Annotated in this window: 18 protein-coding genes; 9 read left to right on the top strand and 9 right to left on the bottom strand. The window is 71.5% G+C overall.

The genetic code is table 11. From position 1 onward, the window contains the following. Window positions 1–5: 5 nt before the first annotated feature. Window positions 6–557 (top strand): CGNR zinc finger domain-containing protein, encoded by a 552-nt coding sequence (locus ACFHWT_RS24910; RefSeq protein ID WP_416597118.1) that lies wholly within the window; start codon window positions 6–8, stop codon window positions 555–557. A 62-nt stretch (window positions 558–619) separates the two neighbouring features. Here the strand turns inward: ACFHWT_RS24910 and ACFHWT_RS24905 are convergent, their stop codons facing one another. Beyond that, window positions 620–1,459, bottom strand: coding sequence for a sugar phosphate isomerase/epimerase family protein (locus tag ACFHWT_RS24905; RefSeq protein ID WP_416597117.1), 840 nt, complete (start codon window positions 1,457–1,459; stop codon window positions 620–622). Between the two features lie 10 nt (window positions 1,460–1,469). Next, window positions 1,470–2,468, bottom strand: coding sequence for a Ppx/GppA phosphatase family protein (locus tag ACFHWT_RS24900; RefSeq protein WP_416597116.1), 999 nt, complete (start codon window positions 2,466–2,468; stop codon window positions 1,470–1,472). Between the two features lie 100 nt (window positions 2,469–2,568). Here ACFHWT_RS24900 and ACFHWT_RS24895 point away from each other — a divergent pair, with 100 nt between their 5' ends. Then, window positions 2,569–3,384, top strand: coding sequence for a hypothetical protein (locus ACFHWT_RS24895; RefSeq protein ID WP_416597135.1), 816 nt, complete (start codon window positions 2,569–2,571; stop codon window positions 3,382–3,384). Window positions 3,385–3,440: 56 nt separating this feature from the next. On the opposite strand, the gene ACFHWT_RS24890 is transcribed toward ACFHWT_RS24895, so the two are convergent. After that, complete coding sequence (locus ACFHWT_RS24890; protein ID WP_123605755.1) at window positions 3,441–4,124, bottom strand: response regulator transcription factor; 684 nt, start codon at window positions 4,122–4,124, stop codon at window positions 3,441–3,443. A gap of 34 nt (window positions 4,125–4,158) precedes the next feature. Then, window positions 4,159–5,481 carry a sensor histidine kinase gene (locus ACFHWT_RS24885; RefSeq protein WP_416597114.1) on the bottom strand — a complete coding sequence of 441 codons (1,323 nt, stop codon included), beginning with the start codon at window positions 5,479–5,481 and terminating at the stop codon, window positions 4,159–4,161. Window positions 5,482–5,679: 198 nt separating this feature from the next. Here ACFHWT_RS24885 and phoU point away from each other — a divergent pair, with 198 nt between their 5' ends. Continuing rightward, window positions 5,680–6,327 carry a phosphate signaling complex protein PhoU gene (gene phoU, locus ACFHWT_RS24880; protein ID WP_123605756.1) on the top strand — a complete coding sequence of 216 codons (648 nt, stop codon included), beginning with the start codon at window positions 5,680–5,682 and terminating at the stop codon, window positions 6,325–6,327. An 88-nt stretch (window positions 6,328–6,415) separates the two neighbouring features. On the opposite strand, the gene ACFHWT_RS24875 is transcribed toward phoU, so the two are convergent. Then, entirely contained in the window at window positions 6,416–7,165 is a 750-nt protein-coding gene (locus ACFHWT_RS24875) for a phosphoglyceromutase (RefSeq protein ID WP_233606528.1), read from the bottom strand. A 165-nt stretch (window positions 7,166–7,330) separates the two neighbouring features. On the opposite strand from ACFHWT_RS24875, the gene ACFHWT_RS24870 reads away from it, so the two are divergent. Next, complete coding sequence (locus ACFHWT_RS24870) at window positions 7,331–8,674, top strand: MDR family MFS transporter (protein ID WP_416597113.1); 1,344 nt, start codon at window positions 7,331–7,333, stop codon at window positions 8,672–8,674. 321 nt (window positions 8,675–8,995) lie between these two features. Here the strand turns inward: ACFHWT_RS24870 and ACFHWT_RS24865 are convergent, their stop codons facing one another. The 3 genes from ACFHWT_RS24865 to mshA form a co-directional block, all read right to left on the bottom strand. Continuing rightward, the gene (locus ACFHWT_RS24865) at window positions 8,996–10,018 is read right to left on the bottom strand and encodes a hypothetical protein (protein ID WP_416597112.1); all 1,023 of its coding nucleotides are present in this window, start codon (window positions 10,016–10,018) and stop codon (window positions 8,996–8,998) included. A gap of 86 nt (window positions 10,019–10,104) precedes the next feature. Next, window positions 10,105–10,620 (bottom strand): YbjN domain-containing protein, encoded by a 516-nt coding sequence (locus tag ACFHWT_RS24860; RefSeq protein WP_416597111.1) that lies wholly within the window; start codon window positions 10,618–10,620, stop codon window positions 10,105–10,107. 11 nt (window positions 10,621–10,631) lie between these two features. Continuing rightward, window positions 10,632–11,999 carry a D-inositol-3-phosphate glycosyltransferase gene (mshA, locus tag ACFHWT_RS24855; RefSeq protein ID WP_416597110.1) on the bottom strand — a complete coding sequence of 456 codons (1,368 nt, stop codon included), beginning with the start codon at window positions 11,997–11,999 and terminating at the stop codon, window positions 10,632–10,634. 186 nt (window positions 12,000–12,185) lie between these two features. Between mshA and ACFHWT_RS24850 the strand changes: the two genes are divergently transcribed. Together ACFHWT_RS24850 and ACFHWT_RS24845 are read left to right on the top strand one after the other, a co-directional pair. Next, complete coding sequence (locus tag ACFHWT_RS24850) at window positions 12,186–12,974, top strand: SDR family oxidoreductase (protein WP_416597109.1); 789 nt, start codon at window positions 12,186–12,188, stop codon at window positions 12,972–12,974. Beyond that, window positions 12,971–13,822, top strand: coding sequence for a class I SAM-dependent methyltransferase (locus tag ACFHWT_RS24845; protein ID WP_416597108.1), 852 nt, complete (start codon window positions 12,971–12,973; stop codon window positions 13,820–13,822). The genes ACFHWT_RS24850 and ACFHWT_RS24845 overlap by 4 nt, the downstream gene beginning before the upstream one ends. 25 nt (window positions 13,823–13,847) lie before the next feature. Here the strand turns inward: ACFHWT_RS24845 and ACFHWT_RS24840 are convergent, their stop codons facing one another. Next, window positions 13,848–14,969, bottom strand: a complete 1,122-nt coding sequence (locus ACFHWT_RS24840; protein ID WP_416597107.1) for a UDP-N-acetylmuramate dehydrogenase — start codon at window positions 14,967–14,969, stop codon at window positions 13,848–13,850. A 69-nt stretch (window positions 14,970–15,038) separates the two neighbouring features. Between ACFHWT_RS24840 and ACFHWT_RS24835 the strand changes: the two genes are divergently transcribed. The 3 genes from ACFHWT_RS24835 (at window position 15,039) to ACFHWT_RS24825 (ending at window position 18,343) form a co-directional block, all read left to right on the top strand. After that, window positions 15,039–15,800, top strand: coding sequence for a maleylpyruvate isomerase N-terminal domain-containing protein (locus ACFHWT_RS24835; protein ID WP_416597106.1), 762 nt, complete (start codon window positions 15,039–15,041; stop codon window positions 15,798–15,800). A gap of 225 nt (window positions 15,801–16,025) precedes the next feature. Further along, entirely contained in the window at window positions 16,026–17,330 is a 1,305-nt protein-coding gene (locus tag ACFHWT_RS24830; protein ID WP_416597104.1) for an ABC transporter substrate-binding protein, read from the top strand. Between the two features lie 11 nt (window positions 17,331–17,341). Beyond that, on the top strand, window positions 17,342–18,343 hold the full coding sequence (locus ACFHWT_RS24825) for a carbohydrate ABC transporter permease (protein ID WP_416597134.1): 1,002 nt from the start codon (window positions 17,342–17,344) through the stop codon (window positions 18,341–18,343). Window positions 18,344–18,410: the final 67 nt, after the last annotated feature.

Below are 18,410 nucleotides of genomic sequence, written 5' to 3'. Positions count from 1 at the left end.
GTCAGGTGGACTTCGACGCCTACGCGCGGACCGCAGTTGATCTGGTCAACTCCCCGTTGGCTGACCTCGACGACCTGAGGGCGCTGTTCCACGGCGACCATGTCTGGATGTGCGACGAGGTCTGTGATCGCGACCTGGCGGTGTTCCGGCGGGCCGGTAGACGCCTGCGGGATGTCTTCGAGTACGGCACCACCGGGCGCGACGCCGAAGCGGTCGCCGAGCTCAACTCGCTGCTCGCGGCGTTTCCGGTGCAGCCGCGAATCTCCGGCCACGACTCCAACGACTGGCACATGCACGTGACCGGCCGGGGCGCCTCGGTCAGCGCCGAGTATCTGGCCGGGGCGGTGTGGGGGCTGTCGGTCTGGCTGTGCGAGTACGGCAGTGCCCGGTTCGGCGTCTGCGCCGACGGCCGCTGCGGCAACGTCTACCTGGACACGTCGTCGAACTGCTGCCGGCGGTTCTGCTCGGAGCGCTGCGCTACCCGCTCGCACGTGGCCGCGCACCGGGCCCGCAAACGCGCCGCGGTCGAGGACAAGCCGCTGCTGCCGGTCAGCTGACCGGTCGTCCCCGGCTCCAGCCGACCGGTCTTTCCTGGCACAGCCGGCCAGTCTTCCCTGGCTCAGCCGGCCGGCTGGTCGGCGGTCGCCGACCGACCAGGGCTGCCGCCGTCGATGGTGGCCAGGTGCCGGCGGGCGAACGCCAACGACTCGCGCAGGTCGGCCTCGCGCACCGTACGGCTGCGGGCGCCCCGGGTGGCGACCTCGACCGCCACCGCACCCTGGAAGCCGCTGCCGGCCAGCGAGCTGAGCAGCTCACCGCACGGCTGGTTGCCCCGGCCGGGGACCAGATGCTCGTCGCGGCCGAGGCCGCTGCCGTCGCCGAGGTGCACGTGCTCCAGCCGGTCGCCCATCGCGTCGGCGAGGGCGAGCGCGTCGGCCCGCGACGCGGCGCAGTGCGACAGGTCAAGGGTGTACGCGTCGTATCCGACCTCGGTTGGATCCCAGCCGGGCTGGTACGGGACGAACTCGCGGCCGGCCATCCGGACCGGGAACATGTTCTCCACCGCGAACCGCACCTGTGGGTGGGCGTCGCGCAGGGTGCGCAGCCCGTCGGCGAAGGTACGGGCGTAGTCGCGTTGCCAGCTGAACGGTGGGTGCACCACGACGGTCGGCGCGCCGAGCGTCTCGGCCAGTACGGCGGAGCGGCGCAGCCGTTCCCACGGGTCGGAGCTCCAGACCCGCTGGGTGACCAGCAGGCAGGGGGCGTGCACAGCGAGTACCGGCACACCGTAGTGCGCGGCGAGCCCGCGCAACGCGCCGGCGTCCTGGCTGACCGCATCGGTCCAGACCATCACCTCGATGCCGTCGTAGCCGAGCGCGGCAGCCAGCTCGAAGGCGGCCGCCGTCGGCTCGGGAAACACCGATGAGCTGGAGAGCAGCACGGGTACCGCGGAGGTCACGTCGCCCAGCCTAGCCCGGCCGGCGCAGACCTGCCGGATCGGTGACCGCGCCCAGGTCACCGGCAGAAGTCAGCTCCAGCTGCGCCATCCGGCGCAGGATCACCCCTTCCCGCAGCGCCCACGGACAGATGTCCAGCGACTCGATGCCCAACTGCCGCATGACCGACTCGGCCACCACCGCCCCCGCCAGCAACTGGTGCCCCCGGCTGGCGCTGACCCCTTCGAGTTCGTGCAACTCGGCGGGCGGGATGTGGCGGATGAACCCGGTCACCTGGCGCAGCCCGCTACGGGTCAGCCGTCGGGGCGCCCACAGCCCGGCGCTGGACGGCGCGGCCCCGGTCAGCCGGGCCAGGGTGCGGAACGTCTTGGAGGTGCCGACCGCCCGGTCCCAGCCCTGCGCCTGCAGCAGCGGGACCATCGTCTGCACCTGGGCGTCGACATACTCCCGCAGGTCGGTGACGAACTGTGCGGCCGGCGGGCTGACGGTGAACGGGGTGACACCGAGCCGTTCCCGGGTCAACCGGCCGGCCCCGAGCGGCAGCGACTGGGCCAGGTGCGGCTCCTCGTCGACCCCGGCGGCCAGCTCCAGGGAGCCGCCCCCGATGTCCAGCACCAGCAGCCGGCCGGCGGACCAGCCGAACCAGCGGCGGACCGCGAGGAAGGTCATCCGGGCCTCGTCGGCGCCGGAGAGCACCTGCAGGTGCACGCCGGTCTCGGCGCGGACCCGGGCCAGCACCGCCGCCGAGTTGGTGGCGTCGCGCACCGCCGAGGTGGCGAACGCGATCAGGTCGCTGGTCTGCCAGTGGTCGGCCGCGGCCCGCGCGGCGGCCACCGCCTCGACCAGGGCGTCCGCCCCGGCCGGGGTGAGCGCGCCGTCCGGTCCGATCTGTTCGGCGAGCCGCAGCAGCGACTTCTCCGAGTGTGCCGGCCACGGGTGGGCGCCGGGGTGTGCGTCCACCACGAGCAGATGCACGGTGTTGGAACCGACGTCGAGCACACCCAGTCGCATGTGATCACCCTAGGCCAACCCGGCGTACCGGCCCGCTTGCCCGGTCCGCCGCAGGTGGCAGGCGTACGCTGGCCGGGTGGCACCCCGTGACGAGCTCCGGATCCTGGTCGAGACCCCGGCCGACCCCCGCGGTCGGGAGGTCGAGCTGGACTTTCCCCGTGAGTGGATCGAGTTCGTCGACCCGGCCGACGCCGCGCATCTGATCCGGGCCGACCTGACCTGGCTGCTGTCCCGCTGGACCTGTGTGTTCGGTGGGTCCTGCCACGGCATCATCGCCGGGCGGGCCGGGGACGGCTGCTGTTCGCACGGTGCCTTCTTCACCGACAGCGACGACGAGAACCGGGTCAAGGCGGCCGCGAAGCGGCTCACCCCGCAGACCTGGCAGCACTACCGGCGCGGGTTCAAGAACTACACCGAGATGGACACCGTCGACGGCAGGAATCCGGCGCGGCGGACCGCCACCCGCAGCGCCGACGGGCCGTGCGTGTTTCACAACGACGCCGACTTCCCTGGCGGCGGCGGCTGTGCGCTGCACGCCCAGGCGCTGCGCGACGGGGTGCATCCGCTGGAGTACAAGCCGGACGTCTGCTGGCAGTTGCCGATCCGCCGGGACCAGGAGTGGACCAAACGCCCGGACGGCAGCAAGGTGCTGGTCTCCACGCTGACCGAGTTCGACCGGCGGGGCTGGGGTGCCGGTGGGCACGACCTGGACTGGTGGTGCACCTCGTCGCCGGAGGCGCACGTCGGGGGCGAGCCGATGTACCGGTCGTACGAGCCGGAGCTGACCGCGCTGGTCGGCAAGGCGGCGTACGCCCGCCTGGCCGAGCTGTGCGCGGCACGGGCCCGGCGCGGCCTGGTGGCGGCCCACCCGGCCACGCCGCGCCGGCGGGCGCCGAACGCCCGCCGGTCGGACTGACACCGACGCGACCGGTGCCACCGGCACCGGCGTAGGCCCCGGCCCCCAACGTTTGGTCAGGACTCGAACTTGTAGCCCAGCCCACGCACGGTAACGATGAAGCGCGGGGCCGACGGCTCCGGTTCGATCTTGGAACGCAGCCGCTTGACGTGTACGTCGAGAGTCTTGGTGTCCCCGACGTAGTCGGCACCCCACACCCGGTCGATCAGTTGCCCCCGGGTGAGCACCCGCCCGGCGTTGCGCAGCAGCAGCTCGAGTAGCTCGAACTCCTTCAGCGGCAGCTGGACCGAGTCACCGTCGACGGTGACCACGTGCCGCTCGACATCCATCCGGACCGGTCCGGCGGTCAGCGTCGCGGTGGACGGCTCGATCACCTCGGTGCTCTGTCGACGCAGCACCGCCCGGATCCGGGCGACCAGTTCCCGCGGCGAGTACGGCTTGGTGACGTAGTCGTCGGCGCCGATCTCCAGACCCACCACCTTGTCGATCTCGCTGTCCCGGGCGGTCACCATGATGATCGGCACCCGGGAGCGTTGCCGCAGTTCACGGCAGACCTCGGTGCCGGACATCTCGGGCAGCATCAGGTCGAGCAGCACGATGTCCGCTCCGGTGCGGTCGAACTCGGTGAGCGCGTCGGTGCCGGTTGGCGCCACCGACACCTCGAACCCCTCTTTGCGCAACATGTAGGAGAGCGCGTCGGAGAAGGACTCCTCGTCCTCCACCACGAGTACCCGGGCCACTTGTCGTTCCTTCCCTGTGTCCGGCCTGATCCGCTCAGACCTGCTCGTGCGCGGCCGGATCGGTATCGATCTCAACCGATTCGGGTAGCGGCAGTGCGGCGTCCGGCGGGCTGGCAGGCAGCCGCAGCGTGAACGTCGACCCTCCACCCAGCGTGCTGGACACCTCGACCCGACCGCCATGGTTGGTGACGATGTGCTTGACGATGGCCAGGCCCAGCCCGGTGCCGCCGGTGCTGCGTGAGCGTGCCTGGTCGGCCCGGTAGAACCGTTCGAAGATCCGGTCGACCTCGTCGGGGGCGATGCCGATGCCCTGGTCCGCGACGGCGATGTCGATGAAACCATCGGCCCGGGAGACGGTCACCGTGACCCGGGTGTCCTCGCCGGAGTAGGCGATCGCGTTCTCCACCAGGTTCGCCAACGCGGTGGCGATCTGGCTGTCGCGACCGTACACGGTCAGCCCGCGTTCGCCCGCCACCGCCACCTCGACCCGGCGGGCCGCTGCCGGGGTACGGGTCCGGTCCACGACCTCGGCGAGCACCCAGTCGACGGCGATCGGGTCGGGGGCCGGCAGCGGCTCGGCCCCTTGCAGCCGGGTGAGTTCGAGCAGCTCGTTGACCAGCCGACCGAGCCGGGTCGACTCGTGCTGGATCCGTTCGGCGAACCGGCGGGCGGCGGCCACGTCCTCGGTCGGGTCGGTGACCGCGCTGTCCGGATCGGTGGCGTCCAGCAACGCCTCGGCGAGCAGCTGCAGGGCACCGATCGGGGTCTTCAGCTCGTGGCTGACGTTGGCGACGAAGTCCCGGCGGACCCGGGCCACCCGGTGCGACTCGGTGACGTCGGCGGCTTCGACCGCCACGTGGTTGTCGCGCAGGCCGACGGCCCGCAGGTGCACCCCGAGCGGGTCCTGGGTGCCGCCTTCGCGGCCCCGGGGCAGGTCGAGCTCCACTTCGCGGCGCACGCCGGTGCGGCGGACCTGCCCGGCCAGGGTACGGATGATCGGGTGCGCGGTGACGCTGCCCGGCGTCGGCCCGGCCCGGAGCATGCCCATCGCCCGGGCCGCCGGGTTGACCAGCACCGGCACGTCGGCGCCGTCGAGCACCACCACGCCGACCCGCAACGAGTCCAGGCTCCGTCGGGCCAGCGACTCGATGAGGCTGCGGTCCGGGGACGGGGGTGCCGCAGCGGCGTCGTTCGCGACGATCGGCGGCCTCCCGTTGCTGGACGTACGCTGCCCGCCCCGGTGTTCGACCGAGGCGGAAGCCAGTTGTCGTGCCCGGGCTCGCGCCAGGAGCAGACCGGCGACGAGCCCGCCGCCAGTGCCGACGGCCGTACCGCCGGCCAGAACCGCCCAATCCACGGGGCGATCGTAGGGTCATTGTTAACCTGGTCAGCCACCCGAACAGGACATATCTCACCGCAATCGCCAGATGTTCATACTGCCGCCCCGCTCTGTTCACCCCTGTTCATCTGGCTGCCGGCAAGCCGCCATACGGTGTGGGCGACACCGGGCGGGACCAGGACCGGAGACCTCCCACCACGACGACGGAAGGCCACCATGCGCGAGGAGTTCCAGGCCGAGCTGCAGGAAATCAGCGAGCTGCTGGTATCGATGGCGGAAGCCGCTCAGACGGCGCTGCGCCGGGCGACCGGCGCGCTGCTCACCGCCGACCGCGAGGCCGGCGAGCTGGTACTGGTCAACGATGCCGAGATCGATGCCCTCTACCGCACGGTGGAGGAGCGGGTGAGCGATCTGCTGGCCCGGCAGGCACCGGTCGCCTCCGACCTGCGGATGGCGATCACCGCGCTGCACGTGGCCTCCGGGTTGGAGCGGATGGGCGACCTCGCCGACCACGTGGCCAAGACCGCGCTGCGGCGACACCCGTCACCGGCGGTCCCGGCCGAGCTACGCGGAGTCTTCTCGGAGATGGCCGAGGTCGCCGACCGTATGATCGCGAAGGTGGTCGGAGTGCTGCGTACCCCGGACGCGAAGACCGCCGCCGAGCTCGACAGCGACGACGACGCGATGGACGAGCTGCACCGCAAGCTGTTCCGGGTGCTGCTGGGCAAGGACTGGCCGTACGGTGCGGAGACCGCCATCGACGGCGCGCTGCTGGGCCGGTTCTACGAGCGGTACGCCGACCACGCGGTCAACGCCGGCCGGCGGGTCGTCTACCACGTGACCGGGGTGAACCCGAACGACTGACCGGCCGCCGGGCAGCGCGGGCCCGGCTTGCCGTGACCAGGGCCAGGGGTACGGGGCGGACAGTGTCCCGTACCCCTGGCCTGCTGACTCAGCGGCCCTGGTTGGCGACCGCGGCGGCGGCTGCCGCGGCGGCGTCCGGGTCCAGGTAGTCACCGCCGACGTTGACCGGCCGCAGCGCGCCGTCCAGGTCGTAGCGCAGCGGGATGCCGGTCGGGATGTTCAGCTTGGCGATCGCCTCGTCGGAAATCCCGTCGAGGTGCTTCACCAGCGCCCGCAGCGAGTTGCCGTGCGCCGCGACCAGTACCTGCTTGCCGGCGAGCAGGTCCGGCACGATCGCGTCGTACCAGTACGGCAGCATCCGCCGCACCACGTCGGCCAGGCATTCGGTCCGGGGCATCAGCTCGGGCGGCAGCTCCCGGTACCGCGGCTCGCCGACCTGCGACCAGTCGTCGTCGTCGGCGATCGGCGGCGGCGGGGTGTCGTAGGATCGGCGCCAGAGCATGAACTGCTCCTCGCCGTACTCCTCCAGGGTCTGCTTCTTGTTCTTGCCCTGCAGCGCGCCGTAGTGGCGCTCGTTGAGCCGCCACGAGCGGCGCACCGGGATCCAGCCCCGGTCCGCGGTGTGCAGCGCCAACTCGCTGGTCCGGATGGCCCGCCGCAGCACGCTGGTGTGCACCACGTCCGGCAGCAGGTTGTGCTGCGCCAGCAGCTCGCCGCCGCGCCGTGCCTCGGCCTCGCCCTTGGCGGTCAGATCCACGTCGACCCAACCGGTGAAGAGGTTCTTCGCGTTCCACTCGCTCTCGCCGTGCCGGAGCAGCACCAGTGTCCCCACAGTCATGTCGTCCATCCTGCCGGACCCGGCGGTCGGAGATTAACCGGCCCGGGGCACCGACCGGCCGGGGTGACGACCACCACGAGGAAATTCACCTGCTCGACACGCCGCCCGACCCCTAGCGTGTAAGGCACCGATCCTGGACTGTTCATTACTGCACGGGGGTGGCCGATGTCGGGCGCGCGGAGATGGCTGCAGCAGACCACCAGCGGCCTGCCCCGGGCCTTCTGGTACCTGTGGACCGGCAGCCTGATCAACCGGCTCGGCTCGTTCGTCGTGATCTTCCTGGCCGTCTACCTGACCGCCGGGCGCGGCCTGTCCGGCTCCCAGGCCGGTCTGGTGCTGGGCGCATGGGGCGCCGGCGGAGCCGTCGGCACCCTGCTCGGCGGGACGCTCGCCGACCGCTGGGGGCGCCGTCCGACGCTGCTCACCGGACAGGTGGGCGCTGCCACCATGCTGATCGTCCTCGGGTTGGCCGACCGGTGGTGGCTGCTGCTGGTGGGTGCCGCACTGCTCGGCATGTTCAACGAGGGCACCCGGCCGGCGTACGGGGCGATGATGATCGACGTGGTCCCGGCCGCCGACCGGCTGCGGGCCTTTTCGCTCAACTACTGGGCCATCAACCTGGGGTACTCGTTCGCGGCGGTGCTCGCCGGACTCGCCGCGCAGGTCGACTACTTCCTGCTGTTCGCGGTGAACGCGAGCACCACCCTGGCCACCGCCGCGCTGGTCTTCGTCAAGGTCGGTGAGACCCGGCCGACGACCCGACCGACGACCCGGACGGCGGCCCAGACGGCGGCACCGCTCGGCCCGACCGCGGTCGCGGCCCGACCGGCCGGGTTGCTGGTTGTCGTCACCGACCGGGTCTTCCTCGGCTTCGTCGGGCTGAACGTGCTGCTGGCCATGGTGTTCATGCAGCACGGCGCGATGTTGCCGATCGCGATGGCCGACGACGGGCTGTCCCCCACCACGTTCGGTGTGGTGATGGCGCTCAACGGCGTCCTCATCGTGGTCGGGCAGCTCTTCGTACCCCGGCTGATCACCGGCCGCAACCGCTCGCACGTGCTGGCTCTGGCGGCGGTGATCGTCGGGGTCGGCTTCGGCCTGACCGCCGTCGCCGACGTGGCCTGGTTGTACGCGGTGACCGTGCTGATCTGGACCGCTGGCGAGATGCTCAACTCGCCGTCGAACGCGACGCTGATCGCCGAGCTGACCCCGGCCGCACTGCGCGGCCGCTACCAGGGTGTCTTCTCGCTGTCCTGGTCGGTCGCCGCCTTCGCCGCGCCGATCACCGGCGGCTTCGTCTGGCAGTACGCGGGAAACACCGCGCTGTGGCTCGGCTGCGCCGCGATCGGCGGGGTGGTCGCGGTGGGTCAGCTGATCGCCGGACCGGCCCGAGAACGGCGGGCCGCCGAGCTGCGGACGGGCGCTTCGGCCATGACCCTGCCGGCCCGGTCCCAGCTGGCGAAGCCGGACGGGTCCCAGCAACCGCTGGCGCGAGCTCATCCGCAGTAGTTGCCAGGCCGGCGGAAACGGATAACCGGCGGCGGGGAGCGACACTCACCCCCGTAAGCGTCGCTCCCCCTCGCCGCCGGTTTCGGGTGGCGCCGTCCCCCAACGGCCCAATGCCACCGGTCCCCCGGCACCCAGCCCGGTCGTTCGGACCGAACCGGTCCGACGGCCCCCAGCCAATCCCGGGCTCGGCGCGTGGCTCAACCGTAGTTCCTGCCACTTCCGATGGACAAGGCGATTCGGTTGTACGCCCAATCACACCATCTGAGGTGCCGGACGGGTTTAAGCCCGCAACAACACCGACGAGTGATGGCGAATACACGCTCAGGCATCCTCGCGGTCGGGAGATTCGAGCCGGAAGAAATTGCTCGGTGTACCGTCCGTGCGCTGTTCCTGGTAGATGAAGTTCAACCGACGCTGGTCAAACGTCCCAAACCACTCGTCCCAGGAGATCTTTCGTAGATTGCCGCCGCCGTAGCCGGGGAAGTCGATCCGCAGCACGCTGGGCCGGCCGTCACGCGGGGCGCTGACGGTCGCCGGTGCACCGCCCCGGGCGTCGGCCCACTGCCGGATCGTCCGGTGATCGGTGGTGACCAGGCTACGCCCGGCACGTTCGGCGTGCTGCTGCGGATCGTCGATACGTTGGGCGTACTTCAGCGACCGGGACGACTTGGCTCCGGACCGGATCTTGGCATCACCGCCGGCCCGTGCGCCGCCGCCCGCGCCAGAGGTGTTCCGCCCCGTCGAACTGGCGCTCTTACTCCTACCGGCCGAACCGGTGCTCCTCCCCGCCGAACCGGTGCTCTTCCTGGCCGAGCTGGCGCTCTTCCGAGCCGAACCGGTGCTCTTGCGGGCGGCACTCGTGCTCTTGCGGGCCGTCGACGATGCGCCGGACCGAGCCGAGCTCGTGCTCTTGCCGGCACTCGTGCTCTTGCCGGCCGGCGATGAACGCCGGGAGGTCGGCGAGCCGGCCTTCGGCCGGGACGCCTGCTTCGCCCGCGCCGGAGTACCCCGCCGCATCGCCCGCGCCAACGACTTGATCAGGTCGGGCTTACGCAGGTTGGACGTGCCGGTCACCCCGTGCTTACGCAGCTGGGCACGCAGTTCGTCGACCCGCAGGTCGGCCAGGTCGCTCTCCCGAACGGTGCCGCCGGCCCGGTCGATGATCGCCGTCGCGCTGCGGGTGCCGGCGCTGCGGTTCGAGCTGCTCCGGGCCGGGCTCGGGTTGCGGGCCGAACCGGACTTGCGGGCCGAGCCGGAGCTACGGGCCGAGGTGGAGCTACGGCCGGCCTTGGACCGTCCGTCCGACGCGGGGCTGCGACGCCGGGTGCTGGTCTGTTGAGGCATGGTCTGCTCACTCCCTTTGACAGTGTCCCTGCGGGGGGCAGCGGGCGACGATTGCGCCACCATGCGAGCAGTACCCTGCTGGCTCCCTACAAACCTGGATCCTCCGGCGTCTTCTCGTCGAAAAGGTGCGCGAAGGCGCGCAGGTTCGCCAGCGATTCACCTCTCTTGACCCGCCATTCCCATTCGCGGCGGATCGCCGAACCGAAGCCGATCTCCAGCATCGCGTCGAATGACTCGTCGGCATAGGTGAGCACCGAGCCGAGTAACCGGTCCAGTTCGTCTTCGGTGATACCGGCCAACCCGACACGACCAGTGAGGTAGATGTCGCCGACCGCGTCGATCGAAAAGGCGACGCCGTACATCCGGGCGTTGCGCCGCAGCAGCCAGGTCCACAACTCGGTACGCCGTTCATCGGGCTGCCGCATCACGAATGCTTCTATTCGCAGCGCCTGCTCGCCGACGATCAGATTGCACACCGTCTTCAGCTTGTGGGTGCCCGGCAAGGTCACCGCGTACGACAGGTCACCGGTTGGTTCCCAGCTCAGCTCACGCTCAGCGCAGACCGCCTCGATCAGCGCCGCCACCTCGGCTCGTCCGCTCATGGCACTCCTGGTCAGCCCACGCTCGCCGACAGGGCGTCGGCGTCCCGGGACATCCCGACGGCGGTCGCCGCCCGGTACGCCCGCACCGCCCCACCGTAAACGTCTAGCAGCCCGGCCGCAGTGCGTGCCCAGGAGAACTGCCGGGCGTGCTCCACCGCGCCCCGACCGAGCCGGTTCCGCAACGCCGGGGCGGCCAGCAGATCGCCGATCGCCCGGCCCCAGTCGTCCGGGTGGTGCCCGTCGACCAGCACTCCGCTGTGCCCGTCGCGGACCGCGGTGACCAGGCCACCGACCGAGGCGGCCAGCACCGGCGTGCCGCAGGCCTGAGCCTCCAGGGCGACCAGACCGAATGATTCGTTGTACGACGGCACCGCGACCAGGTCGGCGGCCCGGAACAGGGCCGGCAGGTCGGTACGGGCCAGCGGCGGCATGAACCGCACCAGGTCGTCCACTCCCAGCGATCTCGCCAGGTCGATCAGTGCTCCCGGCTGGTCAAGGCCGGTTCCGCTGGGGCCACCGGCGACCACCACCGTGAGATCGGCGACCGCATCCGGGTCCCGTCGGCGCAGTGCGGCCACCGCGCGCAGCAGCACGTCGGGTGCCTTCAGCGGCTGGATCCGGCCGACGAATGCCACCAGATGGCCGCGGACCGGCAGGCCGAACCGCCGTCGGGCGGCCGCCCTGGTGGCCTGTTCCCGGCCGGCCGGGCCGGGCCGGAACCGGTCCAGGTCGACGCCCGGTTCGACCACGGACACCCGGTCCGCCCCGGCGCCGTACCAGTCGATCAGCTCGCCGGCCTCGGTCCTGGTGTTCGCCACCAGATGATCCGCCTCGGTGACCACCTGCTCCTCGCCGATGATCCGGGAGGCCGGCTCAGGCCGGTCACCGGCCGCCAGCCGAGCGTTCTTGACCTTGGCGAGAGTGTGCGCGGTGTGCACCAGCGGCACCCCCCAGCGCTCCTTCGCCAGCCACCCGACCTGCCCGGAGAGCCAGTAGTGCGAGTGGATCAGATCGTAGTAGCCAGGGGCCCGGGCGGCCTCCGCCCGCAGCACCCCGGCGGTGAATGCGCAGAGCTGCGCCGGCAGGTCCTCCTTCGGCAGCGGCTCCAGTGGGCCGGAGATCACCTGCCGCACCCGTACACCGGGTGCCATCTCCACCACCGGCGGTACGCCACCCGCTGTCGCCCGGGTGAAGATCTCGACCTCCACGCCGGCCTCGGCCAACCGCCGGGACACCTCGACGATGTAGACGTTCATGCCGCCGGCGTCGCCGGTGCCCGGCGAGTCCAGCGGAGAGGTGTGCACCGACAGTGTCGCGACCCGACGGGGACGCGGCGGCGGCTGGTTGTCACCCGGCCCGGCCTGACCCACCTGCACCACGTCGCTCCCTCCGCTCGCCTGATCGCAGCCAACGCCACCAACCAGGACGACCTGTCACATCTTCCCGGTACCGGCAGCGACGTACCGCACTACAGCCAGTGGAGGTGATCCACCTCTCGCCGGGCGCGACGCCCGGGGCCGACCGGCGGCGACCGTCCCGGGCCGGCAAGCGGCGACAATGGCCTGATGACACCGATCGCCATCGTCACCGGAGCGTCCAGCGGGATCGGCGCGGCCACCGCCCGCCGGCTCGCCGCCGAGGGCTTCCATGTGGTCGCCGCCGCCCGCCGCGCCGACCGGCTCGCCGACCTGGTCGCCTCGATCTCCGACAGTGGCGGTGCCGCCACCGCAGTGACCTGCGACGTCACCGACGACGGGTCGGTGGCCGGGCTGGCGCAGGCGGTCACCGGGCTGGCCGAGCAGGGTGACCCACCCGGACGGGTCACCCTGCTGGTGAACAACGCCGGCGGAGCGCGTGGGCTGGACCCGGTCGAGGCCGCGCCGGTGGCCGACTGGCGGTGGATGTACGAGGTGAACGTGCTCGGCACGCTGCGGGTCACCCAGGCCCTGCTGCCGGCGCTGACCGCCAGCGGGGCCGGCACCGTCGTGGTGATCGGCTCCACCGCCGGGCAGGTCGTCTACGAGGGTGGTGGCGGCTATACCGCCGCCAAGCACGGCCAGGCCGCGCTGACCGAGACGCTGCGGCTGGAGTTGTGCGGCCGGCCGGTCCGGGTGGTCGAGATCGATCCGGGCATGGTGCGTACCGACGAGTTCAGTGTGAACCGGTTCGGCGGGGACACCGCGCGGGCCGACGCGGTCTACGCCGGGGTGGCCGAGCCGCTGGTCGCCGACGACATCGCGGACTGCGTCGTCTGGTGCGCCACCCGGCCGCAGCACGTCAACGTGGACCGGCTGGTGGTCCGCCCGTTGGCCCAGGCCGCGCAGCACAAGGTGCACCGGGTGCTGCCCGGGTGAGCAGGGGTCGGGCGGCCCGGCCGGTCGGAGCACGCGCGCCCGACGCGACCCGGCCGGTCGGCGAGGTCACCCGGGGCACCACCGCGCCGAACCGGCTGCGCCGGGCCGACCGGTGGATCGCGTACCGCTGCGGGTCGGCGCTGACGGACGCGGCCGGGCCACCGCTGGTGGTCGACCTGGGTTTCGGTGCCCACCCGGTGACCACCGTCGAGCTGGCCGCCCGGCTGCGGGCGGTACGGCCGGACGTACGGGTGGTCGGGCTGGAGATCGACCCGGACCGGGTCGCGGCGGCGGCTCCGGCTGCCGCGCCGCCACAACTGGCCTTCGGCCGGGGTGGATTCGAGCTGGCCGGGCTCCGGCCGGTGCTGGTCCGGGCGTTCAACGTGCTGCGCCAGTACGCCGAGTCCGACGTCGCGGCGGCGTGGGCGACGATGCGCGCCGCGCTGGCCCCCGGAGGGTTGCTGGTCGAGGGGACCTGTGACGAACCGGGTCGAATCTGCTCCTGGGTGCTGCTCGACGCCACCGGGCCGCTCTCGCTGACCCTGGCTGGCCGGTTGGCCACGCTGGCCGGCCCGGCCGGTGGTGGGCCGGCGGTGCTCGCCGAACGGCTACCGAAGGCCCTGATCCACCGCAACGTGCCGGGCGAGCGGGTGCACGCCCTGCTGCGGGCGCTCGACGACAGCTGGCGGGCGGCGGCCGGCTACGCGCCGTACGGGCCACGGCAGCGCTGGCTGCGCACGGTGTCGGCGCTGCGGGACGGCGGCTGGCCGGTGCTGGACCGACCGGCGCGGTGGCGGCTCGGCGAGTTGACCGTGCCCTGGTCGGCGGTGGCCCCGCCCGAGGGCTGAGCGGTGGCCCCGCCCGGCGGGTCGGCTAGTCGAACGAACAGTTGACCAGGACCGGCTCCGGGTGCAGGGCGACGCCGAACCGGTCGCGGACCCCGTCCCTGATGGTGCCGGCCAGGTCGAGCAAGGCGGCGGTGCTGCCGCCGCCCCGATGGGTGAGCGCCAGGGTGTGCTTGCCGGAGATGGCGACCGGCGCGTCGCCGCCCGGGTAGCCCTTGCCGTACCCGGCCTTGTCGATCAGCCAGGCTGCGCTGACCTTGACCGCGTCGCCACCGGCGACCGGCCAGGTCGCCGGCTCGCCCGTTCCGGCGGCGGCGACCCGGGCGTGGAACCGCCGCGCGGCGGCGGCGTCCAGCACCGGGTTGGTGAAGAACGAGCCCACCGAGCGGGTGTCCGGGTCAGTGGCGTCGAGCACCATCCCCTTGCCGGCCCGTAGCCGCAGCACCGCGGCACGGGCGTCGGCCAGCGGCACCCGGTCACCGACGGCGACACCGAGGCTGCGGGCCAGCTCGGCGTAACGCACCGGGGTGGACAGCTCGCTGCGGGCCAGTTGGAAGTCCACCGCCAGAACCAGGTAGCGGTCGTTGCGTTTGAACAGGCTGTCCCGGTAGGCGAACCGGCAGTCGGCGGCGGGCAACGCGTACCGCTCGTCGGTGAGCCGGTCGTGCACGTGTACGGCCCGCACGGTCTCGGCAACCTCCTGACCGTAGGCGCCGACGTTCTGGATCGGGGTGGCGCCGGCCGCGCCCGGGATACCGGACAGGCACTCCACGCCGGACCAGCCGGCGGCGACGGTGGCCGCGACCAGATCGTCCCACGGCTCGCCGGCCTCGACCCGGATGGTGACGGTGGCCGGATGGCCGGCCGCCGCCCGTTCCTCGGCAACCACCTGGAACCCGGTGGAGCGGACCAGGATCACCGTGCCGGGGAACCCGTCGTCGCCGATCACCACGTTGCTGCCGCCACTGAGCAGCAAAATCTGTTCCCCGCGCCGACCGGCGTCCCGGACCGCCTCGGTCAACTCGTCGGCGGTGGTCGCGGTGACCAGCCGGTCGGCCGGGCCGCCGAGGGCGAGCGTGGTATAGCGTGCCAACGGCGCAAGGGCCGTCGGGTCTTCAGCAGATGGCGCGTGGGCACTAACGTCAGGCACGCCCCTCACCCTAGGCTGGAATCCACCCGCGCCACGCCACTGGCTGTCGGCTCGACCCGGAGGATCATGATGAGCAGGCTGCACGGCTCCAAGGACTTCTGGCTCGGCGCACTGCGGGCGGACGGTCCGGCGTTCCGGGCCGCGGTCGGCCAGGTGCCGCTGGACGCGCCGGTGCCGTCCTGCCCGGACTGGACGGTCGTCGACCTGGTGCACCATCTCGGCGCGGTGTACGCCTGGGTGCGCGAGCACGTGGTACGCGGAGTGGTCGATCCGCCGACCGTGCGGTCCGAGATGACCGGCCGGCCCGGCGGCGACGAGGCGCTCGTCTGGTGGCAGCAGGAGTTCGACGCGCTGGTCAATCTGCTCGACGGGATCGACCCGGAGCTGCCGGCGTGGAACTGGGCTCCGCAGGCGAAGAAGGCGGCGTTCTGGCCACGCCGGATCGCGCACGAGACCGCGGTGCACCGCTGGGACGCGCAGACGGCGATCGCCGGGGTGGAGCCGGTGGAGGCGAAGCTGGCCGCCGACGGGATCAGCGAGGTGCTGGACTCCTGGCTGCCGGCGGGGCGGCGGCGCAGCCACCAGCTGGCGTACGGGGTGGCGCATCTGGTGGCGACCGACGCCGAGCAGGAGTGGTACGTCCGGTTGCGGGGCGAGGGCCTGGCGCTGCTGGACACCGACACGATCCTCGACTCCGACGATCACCACACTCGGACCCTGGCCACCGGCACCGCGAGCGACCTGCTCCTCGGGCTCTGGGGTCGGGTGCAGTTCGACGTGCTGGACGTCTCCGGCGACGCGGCACTGCTGGACGCGCTGCGGGTCGGCTGACCACTGCCCGCTCTTTCGTCCGTCGGCACCGGTGTAGGTAACGCGCCGGCAACGTTCTGAGAACGCTCTCTTGACAGGGGAGTGATTGACGTCCCACTCTCGTGAGAGCGCTCTCACCAGGCCTTGCCGGACCACCCGGCCAGGTCGTCAGGGTCGACAGGGAGCCAGCCAGCAAACACGCAGTTTCCGCACCCCACCATGCCTGGACCTGAGAGGGGTCAATCCATGGGCGTCAATTCACGCCGTCGGCTGGTCACCGCGACCGCCGCCGCGGTCACCGTACTCGCCGCAGCCACCGGCTGCGGCGGCGACGAAGCCGCCGACGACGGCACCATCACCCTGACCGTCGACGTCTTCGGCCAGTTCGGCTACGAGGAGCTGTACAAGCAGTACGAGGCCGAGAACCCCGGCATCAAGATCGTCGAACGGGGCACCGGTACCAACCTCGACGAGTACTCCCCCAAGCTGACCCAGTGGCTGGCCGCCGGCAAGGGCGCCGGTGACATCGTCGCCATCGAGGAGGGCCTGCTGATCGAGTACAAGGCCAACCCGCAGAACTTCGTGAACCTGCTCGACCACGGCGCCGCCGAGCTCGAAGGCAACTTCATGCCGTGGAAGTGGGACCAGGCGCTGACCGCCGACGGCAGCCAGCTGATCGGGCTCGGCACCGACGTCGGCGGCATGGCTATGTGCTACCGCACCGACCTGTTCGAGGCCGCCGGGCTGCCGACCGACCGCGACGAGGTCTCCGCGCTCTGGCCGACCTGGCAGGACTACATCTCCGTCGGCGAGCAGTTCGTCGAGGCCGACACCGGCGCGTCGTTCCTGGACGCGGCGACCCAGACGTTCAACACGATCGTGCTGCAGACCGCCGGTGCCGCCGAGGGCTACCACTACTACGACCTCGACGACAACCTCGTCGTCGACACCAACCCGGCCGTCAAGCAGGCCTGGGACATCACCATGGACATCATCGACTCCGACCTGAGCGGCAAGTACGGCGCCTGGTCCGACGAGTGGGTGGCCGCGTTCAAGCAGGCCAAGTTCGCCACCATCGCCTGCCCCGCCTGGATGACCGGCGTGATCGAGGGCAACGCCGGCCCGGAGGCGGCCGGCAAGTGGGACATCGCCACGGTGCCCGGCGACGGCGGCAACTGGGGCGGATCGCACCTGGCGGTACCGGCGCAGAGCGAGCACCAGGAGGAAGCCGTCAAGCTGGTCAAGTTCCTGACCAGCCCGGAGGGGCACATCGGGGCGTTCAAGGCCAAGGGGCCGCTGCCGTCGTCGCCGCAGGCGCTCGACGACCCGGCGATCCTGGAGGCGACCAGCGAGTACTTCAACGACGCCCCGATCGGGCAGATCTTCGGTGAAGGCGCCAAGAACCTCAAGCCGGTCTACATGGGGCCGAAAAACCAGGCGGTCCGCACCGAGGTGGAGAACGCCGTCCGTACGGTCGAGCTGGGTCAGCGTACGCCCGACGAGGGCTGGACCGACGCGGTGAACAACGCCAAGACGGCGGCTGAGAAGTGACCGCGGGCCGGGTGGCGCAGGTCGAGCCGGAGCAGCCGGCCGCCGACGCCACCCGGCCGGCCCGGCGACCGCCCGAGCCGCCGCACCGGCGGCCCCGGCTGTGGCTGGCCCGGCTGGACACCAAAGCGTCTCCGTACCTGTACATCGCGCCGTTCTTCGTGCTGTTCGCGATCTTCGGCGCCTACCCGCTGGGCTACACGTTCTGGGTGTCGCTGCACGACTGGGACCTGCTCGCCGCCGAGCACCCGTTCGTCGGCTTCGACAACTACAGCCGGCTGCTCGGCGACGGCGACTTCTGGAACTCGGTGCTCAACACGTTGGGCATCTTCGTCATCTCCACCGTGCCGCAACTGCTGCTGGCGCTCTGGCTGGCCCACCTGCTGAACCGGCAGCTGCGGGCCCGTACGTCGTTCCGGATGAGCATCCTGATCCCGAACATCACCTCGACGGCGGCGGTGGCGATCGTCTTCGGTCAGCTGTTCAGCCGCGAGTTCGGCATGATCAACTGGGCGCTGGACCTGGTCGGCATCGACGCCATCGACTGGCGCAACACCCGGTTCGGCGCCTGGGTGGCCATCTCGACGATGGTCGACTGGCGGTGGACCGGCTACAACGCGCTGATCTTCCTGGCCGCGATGCAGTCCATCCCGAGGGACCTGTACGAATCGGCGGCGATCGACGGTGCCAGCCCGGTCCGGCAGTTCTGGTCGATCACCGTGCCGATGCTGCGGCCGACGATCGTCTTCTGCGTCATCATCTCCACCATCGGTGGACTGCAGCTGTTCACCGAGCCGCTGCTGTTCAACTCCGGACCCAACCCGATCCGGGGCGGGCCGCTGCGCGAGTCGCAGACGATGACCATGTACATGTTCGAGAACGCCTTCGCGCCGCACTTCAACTTCGGCTACGGCTCGGCGATCGCCTGGATGCTGTTCGCCCTGATCGTCGTCATCTCGCTGATCAACGTGCTGGTGATCCGCCGGCTCGGCAACAGCACCCGGAAGCAGGGGTGAGCACCGTGAAAGCCAGTCAGCACCTGTGGAGCGCCAGCAGACTGACCTACGCGACGCTGATCGTCGC

Source organism: Micromonospora sp. LOL_021 (assembly GCF_048060215.1).
Taxonomy (GTDB): Bacteria; Actinomycetota; Actinomycetes; order Mycobacteriales; family Micromonosporaceae; genus Micromonospora_E.
This window is presented reverse-complemented; position numbering and strand designations above follow the sequence as displayed.